The following is a 9144-nucleotide window of genomic DNA, read 5'->3' on the forward strand; positions in this document are numbered from 1 at the left end:
CACGCCATCGGCTCGTCGCCGAGCTGGCCGGCCCGGTGCGGCGGTCCGGCTGCGCAGCGGCGAGACCGTGCTCGAGGTCGGAGTGGCACGTGCCCGCCCAGGCCGCGCCCGGGACCGAGCCCGCACCCGCAGCCGTACCCGAACCGGAGCCGGCCGCCGGCCCGCCGCCCGAGCCCGGCCGGCTCACCGTGCGGCGCCCGTGGTCGGCACCTTCTACCGGGCCCCGGAACCCGGCGCGGCGCCGTTCGTCTCCGTCGGCGACCTGATCCGGCCCGGTCAGGTGGTCGGCATCGTCGAGGCGATGAAGCTGATGAACGAGGTGACCGCCGACCAGGCCGGACGGGTGGTCGAGGTGCTCGTGGACGACGGCCAGCCGGTCGAGTACGACCAGCCGCTGCTCGCCCTGGAGCCGGCCGGGCAGTGGGGTGGATGATGTTCGAGAAGGTGCTGATCGCCAACCGGGGCGAGATCGCGCTGCGGGTGCTGCGGGCCTGCCGGGAACTGGGCGTGCGCACGGTGGTGGTGCACTCCAGTGCCGACGCCGACTCGCTGCCGGTGCGGATGGCCGACGAGACCGTCCGGATCGGACCGGCGCCGAGCCGGCAGAGCTACCTCAACGCGGCCGCGATCGTCGAGGCGGCCCGGCAGACCGGCGCCCAGGCCGTGCACCCCGGTTACGGCTTCCTGTCCGAGGACGCCGACTTCGCCGAGATCTGCGCCGAGAACGGCCTCGTGTTCATCGGGCCGCCGCCGCAGGTGATGTCCGCCCTGGCCGACAAGTCCACCGCCCGGGCGCTGATGAGCCGGGCCGGGCTGCCGCTGCCGCCGGGCAGCGTACGGACCCTGCCGACCGTCGCCGAGGCTCTCGAGGTGGCCGCCGAGGTGGGGTACCCGGTGATCGTGAAGGCCGCCGCGGGCGCGGCGGGCGCGGGATGACCGTGGTCCGCTCCGCCGGCGCGCTGCCCCGGGCGTACGCCCGCACCCGCGCCGCCGCCCAGGTCGCGTTCGGCGACGACCGGGTGTACGTCGAGCGGTACCTGACCGACGCCCGGCACGTCGAGGTGCAGGTGCTCTGCGACGGCCACGGCAACGGGGTGCACCTGGGCACCCGGGACTGCTCGGTGCAGCGCCGGCACCAGAAGCTGGTCGAGGAGGCGCCGGCCCCGGGGCTCTCCGTGGCCACCCTGGACACCCTGGCGGAGAACGCGCTGCGTGGCGCCCTGTCGGTCGGCTTCACCGGGGCGGGGACCGTGGAGTTCCTCGTCGACGAGGCGGAACGGTGCCACTTCCTGGAGATCAACTGCCGGATCCAGGTGGAGCACCCGGTCACCGAGATGGTCACCGGCGTCGACCTGGTCCACGAGCAGTTGCACATCGCGGCCGGGGTGCCGCTGCGGTTGCGGCAGGAGGAGATCCGGCTGCACGGGGTGTCGGTGGAGTGCCGGGTCAACGTGGAGGACCCGGACCGCGACTTCGCCCCGGCCCCGGGGCGGCTGGAGCGGTTCCGGCCGCCGGGCGGGCCGTTCACCCGGGTCGACACCCACGGCCACCCCGGTTACCTGGTCAGCCCGCACTACGACTCGCTGCTGGCCAAGGTGGCGGTCTGGGCGCCGGACCGGGCGTCCGCCCTGGACCGGCTGGAACGCGCGCTCGGCGAGTTCGACATCGCCGGCCCCGGCGTGCGGACCACCATTCCCTTCGTCCGGCGGGTGCTCGACGACGCCGCCTTCCGCAAGGCCCGCCACACCACCGGCCTGGTCGACCGGCTGCTCGCCGACCGCGCCCCGACCGGCGCGCCCGTACCGGCGCCCGCCGCCCCCGCCGCGGCCGCCAACCAGCCCGGCACATCCGTCAGGAGGACCCGATGACCGTCGCTTCCGATCGACCGCTCACCACGGAGATAACCGACATCCTGGTCACGCACTGCGGCCTGGACGCCGACACCGCCGCCCGGAGCCCCGCCGCCAGCCTGGAGGAGCTGGGCATGGACTCGCTGGCCCTGCTCGAACTCTCCGCCGTCGTCGCCGACCGGTGGCAGGTACGCATCCCGGAACAGGCCGGCCGGCTCAGCATCGCGGGCGTCGCCGACCTGGTGGCCCGCCGGGCCGACCCGCCGCCCGGGCACACCGAGAACAGCGTGCTCATCGACGCGCCGCTGCCGCTGGTCTGGCGGGTCACCAACGACGTCGCCCGGTGGACCGCTCTGTTCACCGAGTACGCCGTGGTGGAGATCCTGGACCAGACCGGCGACACCGTCCGGTTCCGGCTCACCATGCACCCCGACGAGAACGGGGTCTCCTGGAGCTGGGTCAGCGAACGCACCGCGGACCCGGCGACCCGGCAGGTGCGGGCGCACCGGGTGGAGACCGGCCCGTTCGAGTACATGCGGATCCACTGGCGCTACGACGAGGTGCCCGACGGCACCCGGATGACCTGGGTGCAGGACTTCGCGATGAAACCCACCGCGCCGGTGGACAACGCGGGCATGACCGACCGGATCAACGCCAACAGCAAGGTTCAGCTGGCGGTCATCAAGGAGCGGATCGAGCGGCTGCACGCCGGAGGCGACGATGAGTGAGATGGTCACCGGCGTCATCGCCGCCCGCGACGTCGCCGCCGACCGGCGGCGCGGCGGGGAACTGCGGGTGCTGCTCGGGCCGAAGACCGTCGGCAGCACCTCCGGCTTCATGGGGGTGGCCGCGCTCGCGCCGGGGGAGCGGATCGCCGAGCACTACCACCCCTACAGCGAGGAGTTCCTCTACGTGGCACGCGGCGCCATCACCGTGGACCTCGACGACGAACCGGTGCCGCTGGCGGCCGGGGAGGCGCTGTTCGTGCCGCGACTCGTGCGGCACCGGCTGCGCAACACGGGCGACGAGCCCGCCGAGGTGGTCTTCCACCTCGGCCCCCTCGCGCCCCGGCCGGAGCTCGGCCACGTCGACACCGAGGTCGCCCAGCAGCGGGGCCCGTCGTGACCGGCCGGCGCACCGTCGTCACCGGCATCGGGGTGGTCGCCCCGGGCGGCGCCACCCGGGACCGGTTCTGGAAGACCATCACCGAGGGGCGCACGGCCACCCGGCGGATCACCTTCTTCGACCCGGCGCCGTTCCGCTCCCGGATCGCCGCCGAGTGCGACTTCGACCCCGATGCCGCCGGGATCACCCTCGCCGAGCGGCGGCGCGCCGACCGGTACGTGCAGTTCGCCCTGGCCTGCTCGGCGGAGGCGCTCGCCGACAGCGGCCTGACCCTCACCGACGCCGAGCGGGAGCGCGCCGGGGTGGTGCTCGGCACCGCCGTCGGCGGGACCATGGCGCTGGAGAAGGAGTACGTCCGGGTCAGCGACAGCGGCCGGGACTGGCTGGTCGACCACACCCTCGGCGGGCCGTACCTCTACCAGGCGCTGGTCCCGAGCAGCCTGGCCGCCGACGTGGCCTGCCGGCACGGCCTGCACGGCCCGGCCCAGGTGGTCTCCACCGGCTGCACCTCCGGCATCGACGCGATCGGGTACGCCCACCAGCTCATCGCCGACGGCGAGGCCGACGTGGTGCTCGCCGGGGCGGCCGACTCGCCCATCTCGCCGGTCACCGTCGCCTCGTTCGACGCCATCGGGGCGACCAGCCCGGACAACGACGACCCGGAGCACGCCTCCCGGCCGTTCGACGCCGACCGGCACGGCTTCGTCCTGGCCGAGGGCGCCGCGGTGCTGGTGCTGGAGGAGGCCGGGCACGCCCGCCGCCGGGGCGCGCACGTCTACTGCGAGGTGGCCGGCTACGCCAGCCGCAGCAACGGCTTCCACATGACCGGGCTGCGTCCCGACGGGGTGGAGATGGCCCTCGCCATCGGCGACTCGCTGCGGCAGGCCCGGCTCGCCCCGGGCGACGTGTCGTACATCAGCGCGCACGGCTCCGGCACCCGGCAGAACGACCGGCACGAGACGGCGGCGTTCAAGCGGGCGCTCGGCCCGGCCGCGTACCGGGTGCCGATCAGCTCGATCAAGTCGATGGTGGGGCACTCGCTCGGCGCCATCGGCTCGATCGAGATGGCCGCCTGCGCGCTGGCCATCGAGTACGGCGTGGTGCCGCCGACGGCGAACTGGACCACCCGGGACCCGGAGTGCGACCTGGACTACGTGCCCAACGAGGCCCGCGAGCTGCCGGTGGACGTGGCGCTGTCGGTGGGCAGCGGCTTCGGCGGCTTCCAGTCCGCGATGGTCTTCCGGCGGCTGGCGGCAACGGCATGACAGCGCGGGCGGTGGTGACCGGGATCGGGGTGGTGGCGCCCAGCGGTGTCGGCGCCGACGCGCACTGGTCGACGGTGCTCGCCGGCACCCGGCGCACCGGGCCGATCAGCCTGTTCGACCCGGCCCGCTATCCCACCCGGGTCGCCGGGGAGGTGCCGGACTTCGACCCCACCGGCTTCGCCGACGGCCGGCAGCGGGTGCAGACCGACCGGTGGACGCACCTCGGGTTCGCCGCCACCCGCCTGGCGCTGGACGACGCCGGGCTGCCCGAGCGGGCCCCCGACCCGTACGGGTGGGCGGTCACCCTGGCCAGCTCGTCGGGGGGGAACCTGTTCGGGCAGCGGGAGCTGCAACGGCTCTGGGGCGGTCCGACCCGGACGGTGGGGGCGTACCAGTCGATCGCCTGGTTCTACGCGGCCAGCGTCGGGCAGCTCTCCATCCACCACCAGTTCAAGGGGCCGTGCGGGGTGCTGGTCGCCGAGTCCGCCGGCGGGCTGGACAGCCTCGCGCACGCCGTCCGGACCGTCCGTCGGGGCACCCCGGTGGTGATCGCCGGGGCGACCGAGTGCCCGCTGAGCCCGTACGCGTTGGCCTGCCAGCTCCGCTCCGGCCTGCTCAGCGACGTGGCCGACCCGGAGCGGGCGTACCGGCCGTTCGACGTCGCGGCCGCCGGGTACGTCCCCGCCGAGGGCGGCGCGGTCTTCGTGGTGGAGGAGCTGGGGCACGCGCTGGCCCGGGGCGCCCGGATCTACGGCGAGGTGACCGGCTGGGCGGCCACCCACGACGCCGCCCCCACCGACCCGGACGCCGGCCCCGACCCGACCCACTACGCGCGGGCGCTGCGGCTGGCCCTGGACCGGGCCGGCGTCCGGCCGCACGACGTGGACGTGGTCTGGCCGGACGCGCTCGGCGTGCCCGCGCACGACCGGGCCGAGGCGGCCGCGCTGCGCGCGGTGTTCGGTGACCGGACCCCAGCGGTGACCACCCAGAAGCCGCTGACCGGCCGGGCTCACCAGGGCGGGTCGGCCCTGGACGCGGCGACCGCGCTGCTCGCCTTCCGGCACGACCTGCTGCCCGCCTCCGCCGGTCCCGAGCAGCCCGCGGAGGGCTGCGAGCTGAACTTCCTGCGGGCGCCCCGCCGGCCGCGCAGCCGCATCGCGCTGGTCGGCGCGCGCGGATTCGACGGTTTCAACAGCGCGCTGGTGCTCCGCGGCGCCGCGCCGCCACCGCCGACGGGCCAGGGGAGCTGACCGGGCCGCTGTGGACCGGGATCGAACGCAGGTTCACCGGCGCGCCCCAGCTCGTCCGGACCACGTCGTCCAGGCTCCCGGCAGCCCACCATCGCCCGCGCCTCGGCACCGACGTCCAGATAGGACGCAACCAGCACGTCGGCCGTCTCGTCCGGGCCCACGGTGAACTCCGCGTCCGGGTCGACCGGACCCGCCGGCCGGCCCGCGTACGTCTCGATAGCCTCGATGGCGGAGGTGGGGCGGTGAGATTCCAGGTGGCGGTGTGCGGGCCGGCGGAGGCGACGGAGACGGAGTTGACGCACGCGCGACGGGTGGGGGAGCTGCTGGCCGAGCGGGATGTCATCCTCCTCTGCGGAGGAGGCGGTGGGGTGATGGCGGCGGCCGCCGCCGGCGCCCGCTCCCGCAACGGCCTCGTCATCGGCGTACGCCCCGACGACGGCGCCGACCCCGGTCCGGCCGACGTGTCCGCGTCCGTGGTGACGAACATGGGGCAGGCGCGCAACGCGATCCTGGTGTGGAGCGCGGACGCGGTGATCGCCGTCGGCGGCTCCTGGGGGACCCTCAGCGAGGTGGCCCTGGCGATGTGGCGGGGCACCGTCCCGGTGGTGCTTCTCGGCGGCTGGCGGGTCCTCGGTCCCACCGGCGAGCCGGTGCCCGGGCCGCGCCCCGTCCACACCCCGGAGCAGGCGGTGCAGGCGGTGCTCCCGCCCGGGCCGTGACCTGTGCTCAGCCGAGCAGCGCCAGCAGATCACGAGGATTGCCGGCGGTACGGTCCGCCGGCTCACCCGGCTCGTACTGATGGCCCCAGCCGGCGGCCACCGCCAGCGCGCCGCTGCGGCGCGCCGCCCGAAGGTCGAGCGGCGAGTCACCGACGTACGCGGTTCGGGAGGGATGGACGCCGAGCAGCCGGCAGGCCAGCTCGACGCCGTCGGGCTCGGGTTTGGGTCGCGCGACCTCGTCCCCGCCGACGACGACCTGGAAATGCCCGAGCAGACCGACCCGGTCGAGCAGGATCTCGGCCGCCTGGTGGCTGGCGCCGGTGAAGAGACCGACCGCCCCCCGTCCGGCGACGCCGGCAAGCAGGTCGGCCACCCCGGGATAGACGGTGACCTGCGTGGCGAGGGCGATCAGGTGGGCGTGGTAGCGGGCGAGGTCCCGGTCGGTGGCCGGCCGTTCCAGCAGGTGCGTCAGCAGCGCGGCCGGTGGCCCGAGCGGGTACCCGGCGATGATCTCGGCGTCGGAGAGCAGCGGTCCGCCGGCGTCCATGATGGCGGCGCGGTAGGCCGCGGGCACCACCGCGTGAGATTCGATCAGTGTGCCGTCCATGTCGAAGACGATCGCGTCCACCCGCTCGTGTGCCACCCGCATGGGCAGATGCTAGGGCAGCCGGACGGATCCCATCGGACCTGGGCGGCGGGGGAAATCTCAGCCGGTCGTCGTCCTGAACTGGCCGGCGAGCCGCTTCGGGGCGCGCGCCAGCCACGCCTCGGTGACCAGCTCGGTCAGCTCCTCGACACCGATCCGGTCGAGCCGGACCAGCACCGCCGGGTACCCGTCGAAGTGCGGCGTGGTGAAGTAGACCTCGGGATCGTCGGCGAGAAGCGCCTCCTTGGCGCCCTCGTCGGGCACCCGGGCGCCGAGGATCGGCCCATCCGGCGCGGCGTCGCCCAGCGCCGCCAGGTCACCGCGGCGCAGCGGCCGTTCCCAGACGAAGAGCTTGTCGCGGACCCGCCACGCGGGCAGGTCGTCGTGAGAGCCGCGCTCGGTGGTCTCCGGCAGGGCGAGCGCGATCCGTCGTACGTCGTCCCAGGTCGCCATGGCCCGACCGTACCCCCGCCCACCGACACCACGGTGCGGCCGGCAATTGGTCAGAGCCCGCGCAGCAGGTTGATGTCGTGGCGGTCGACCTCCCGCGGCGGGTAGCCCTCCCGGAAGCGGAGCTGCTGGCCCACCGACAGGCAGGGCACCGGGCGGCCGTCGATGACGCCCTCGGCGAAGCCGTCCGCGGCGTACGCGAACGTCGCGCCGTCCAGTCCGGACTGCACTCCGCTGCCGTCCGGGCGGAACGCCACCGGGTGGATGTCGACCTTGCGGCCGTCCGGCGCGGTCAGCTCGGCGCGGACCGGCAGCCAGTCCACCGTGGTCACGAAGCCCAGCCGGTCGAGCAGCGCGAGCAACTCCGCCTGCTGGCTCGCGTCGATCGCCAGGTCGAGGTCGGCGTGCGGCCGGGTCTGCCGGCCCACCACCGCGTCCACCGCCCAGCCGCCGGCCACCCAGGCCCGCAGCCCGTCGGCGGCGAACTCGTCCAGCAGTGCGGTCACCTGGTCCCCGTTCACCCCTGGACCTTGGCAGACTGACGGTCTGCCCGCGAAAGGGAAGGATCGTGATGCGCCGGATCATCGTCTGGATGTCCGTCTCCCTCGACGGCTTCATCGAGGGACCGAACCGGGAACTCGACTGGCACCGGGTCGACGAAGAGCTGCACCAGCACGTCAACGACGAGCTGCGGACCAAGGGCGCCTTCCTGCACGGCCGCCGCACCTACGAACTGATGGCCGGCTTCTGGCCGACCGCCGACCAGGACCCGGCCGCCAGCGCGACCACCCGGGAGTTCGCCGGGATCTGGCGGGAGATGCCAAAGGTCGTCTACTCCCGGACGCTGGCCCGCGCGGGCGTGCCGCTCAGCGTCACCCCCGCCGCGAACGTCATCCGGCGGGGCAGCCGCGTTCCTGCGGCAGCGGTTCGGGCTGGACCCGGTCGGCCGGCGGCCGGTGCGACGGACGGCGGGCGCGCCGATGGCTGAGCCGCTGCTGCCGGCGAGCCTGGCCGACTTCGCGGGGCTGGCCCGGGCCGCGCTGCCGCCGGAGGTGTGGGACTTCGTCGAGGGCGGCAGCGGGACGGAGACCACGCTGACCGCCAACCGGGCTGCGCTGGACCGGGTCGCCGTGCTGCCCCGGGTGCTGACCGGCGTGGACCGGCCGCGGACCGACGCGCCGCTGCTCGGCCGGCCACAGGCGATGCCGGTGGCGGTCGCGCCGATGGCGTACCAGCGGCTGGTGCACCCGGACGGCGAGCCGGCGCTGGCGGCCGCCGCCCGCGCGGCCGGGGTGCCCTTCGTGGCCAGCACGCTGAGCAGCACCCGGATCGAGGAGATCGGCGCGGTCGGTGGGGAGGTCTGGTTCCAGCTGTACTGGCTGCGCGACCGGGGCATGGTCGCCGACCTGCTGGACCGGGCGCACGCGGCCGGCTGCGCCGCGCTGATGGTCACCGTCGACGTGCCGATCCTCGGCCGGCGGCTGCGCGACGTACGCAACGGCTTCGCCCTGCCGCCGCACGTGACCGCGGCGAACCTGCCGGGCGGGCGGGACGATCTGGCCCACCAGGGGACGCCCGGCGTGTCGGCGGTCGCCGTGCACACCGGCGCGGCCTTCGCCCCGGCGTTGAGCTGGGCGGACCTGGCCTGGCTACGCGGTCGTACCACGCTGCCGCTGCTGGTCAAGGGCGTGCTCGACCCTCGCGACGCGGCCCGCGCCGCGGAGACCGGGGCGGACGCGGTCGTGGTGTCCAACCACGGCGGCCGGCAGCTCGACGGCACCCCGGCCACCGCGACGGTGCTGCCGGAGGTGGTGGCCGCGGTGGGTCAACGGTGCGAGG

10 protein-coding genes and 2 pseudogenes are annotated in these 9144 nt (G+C 75.1%); 9 read left to right on the forward strand and 3 right to left on the reverse strand.

The features are described 5' to 3' along the window. The 7 genes and pseudogenes from accB to JNW87_RS29695 form a co-directional block, all read left to right on the forward strand. A pseudogene (accB, locus tag JNW87_RS29665) lies at positions 1-433 on the forward strand (acetyl-CoA carboxylase biotin carboxyl carrier protein); the annotation flags it as partial. After that, positions 433-1868: pseudogene (locus tag JNW87_RS29670) on the forward strand (acetyl/propionyl/methylcrotonyl-CoA carboxylase subunit alpha). The pseudogenes accB and JNW87_RS29670, both read left to right, overlap by 1 nt. Then, on the forward strand, positions 1865-2578 hold the full coding sequence (locus tag JNW87_RS29675) for an SRPBCC family protein (RefSeq protein WP_238454795.1): 714 nt from the start codon (positions 1865-1867) through the stop codon (positions 2576-2578). The pseudogene JNW87_RS29670 and the gene JNW87_RS29675 overlap by 4 nt, the downstream one beginning before the upstream one ends. Further along, positions 2571-2975, forward strand: coding sequence for a cupin domain-containing protein (locus JNW87_RS29680; protein WP_109802656.1), 405 nt, complete (start codon positions 2571-2573; stop codon positions 2973-2975). The genes JNW87_RS29675 and JNW87_RS29680 overlap by 8 nt, the downstream gene beginning before the upstream one ends. Beyond that, a complete protein-coding gene (locus JNW87_RS29685) occupies positions 2972-4240 on the forward strand; it encodes a beta-ketoacyl synthase (RefSeq protein WP_238454796.1) in 1269 nt (422 codons plus the stop codon). Before JNW87_RS29680 ends, JNW87_RS29685 begins: the two co-directional genes overlap by 4 nt. Beyond that, the gene (locus tag JNW87_RS29690) at positions 4237-5490 is read left to right on the forward strand and encodes a beta-ketoacyl synthase N-terminal-like domain-containing protein (RefSeq protein ID WP_109802654.1); all 1254 of its coding nucleotides are present in this window, start codon (positions 4237-4239) and stop codon (positions 5488-5490) included. The genes JNW87_RS29685 and JNW87_RS29690 overlap by 4 nt, the downstream gene beginning before the upstream one ends. A 242-nt stretch (positions 5491-5732) precedes the next feature. After that, positions 5733-6209, forward strand: coding sequence for a TIGR00725 family protein (locus JNW87_RS29695; RefSeq protein WP_161557870.1), 477 nt, complete (start codon positions 5733-5735; stop codon positions 6207-6209). A gap of 7 nt (positions 6210-6216) precedes the next feature. On the opposite strand, the gene JNW87_RS29700 is transcribed toward JNW87_RS29695, so the two are convergent. Genes JNW87_RS29700 through JNW87_RS29710 form a run of 3 tightly spaced genes read right to left on the reverse strand, consistent with a single transcriptional unit; the run spans position 6217 to position 7826 of the window. After that, positions 6217-6858 (reverse strand): HAD family hydrolase, encoded by a 642-nt coding sequence (locus JNW87_RS29700; protein ID WP_109802653.1) that lies wholly within the window; start codon positions 6856-6858, stop codon positions 6217-6219. A gap of 57 nt (positions 6859-6915) precedes the next feature. Beyond that, entirely contained in the window at positions 6916-7308 is a 393-nt protein-coding gene (locus JNW87_RS29705; RefSeq protein ID WP_109802652.1) for an MmcQ/YjbR family DNA-binding protein, read from the reverse strand. Positions 7309-7358: 50 nt separating this feature from the next. Further along, positions 7359-7826 (reverse strand): nucleotidyltransferase domain-containing protein, encoded by a 468-nt coding sequence (locus JNW87_RS29710; protein ID WP_109802651.1) that lies wholly within the window; start codon positions 7824-7826, stop codon positions 7359-7361. A gap of 50 nt (positions 7827-7876) precedes the next feature. Here JNW87_RS29710 and JNW87_RS29715 point away from each other — a divergent pair, with 50 nt between their 5' ends. Together JNW87_RS29715 and JNW87_RS29720 are read left to right on the forward strand one after the other, a co-directional pair. Then, entirely contained in the window at positions 7877-8293 is a 417-nt protein-coding gene (locus JNW87_RS29715; protein WP_109802650.1) for a dihydrofolate reductase family protein, read from the forward strand. Beyond that, on the forward strand, positions 8286-9144 hold an 859-nt coding region (locus JNW87_RS29720), incomplete at its 3' end, for an alpha-hydroxy acid oxidase (RefSeq protein ID WP_238454797.1). The genes JNW87_RS29715 and JNW87_RS29720, both read left to right, overlap by 8 nt.

Origin of the sequence: Micromonospora sp. ATA51, from assembly GCF_016802855.1 — a bacterium.
Classification (GTDB): domain Bacteria; phylum Actinomycetota; class Actinomycetes; order Mycobacteriales; family Micromonosporaceae; genus Micromonospora; species Micromonospora sicca.

Coding starts and splice junctions, on each gene's coding strand:
- JNW87_RS29675 (WP_238454795.1), top strand. CDS start 1,865: ATGACCGTCGCTTCCGATCGACCGCTCACCACGGAGATAACCGACATC.
- JNW87_RS29680 (WP_109802656.1), top strand. CDS start 2,571: ATGAGTGAGATGGTCACCGGCGTCATCGCCGCCCGCGACGTCGCCGCC.
- JNW87_RS29690 (WP_109802654.1), top strand. CDS start 4,237: ATGACAGCGCGGGCGGTGGTGACCGGGATCGGGGTGGTGGCGCCCAGC.
- JNW87_RS29700 (WP_109802653.1), bottom strand. CDS start 6,858: ATGCGGGTGGCACACGAGCGGGTGGACGCGATCGTCTTCGACATGGAC.
- JNW87_RS29705 (WP_109802652.1), bottom strand. CDS start 7,308: ATGGCGACCTGGGACGACGTACGACGGATCGCGCTCGCCCTGCCGGAG.
- JNW87_RS29715 (WP_109802650.1), top strand. CDS start 7,877: ATGCGCCGGATCATCGTCTGGATGTCCGTCTCCCTCGACGGCTTCATC.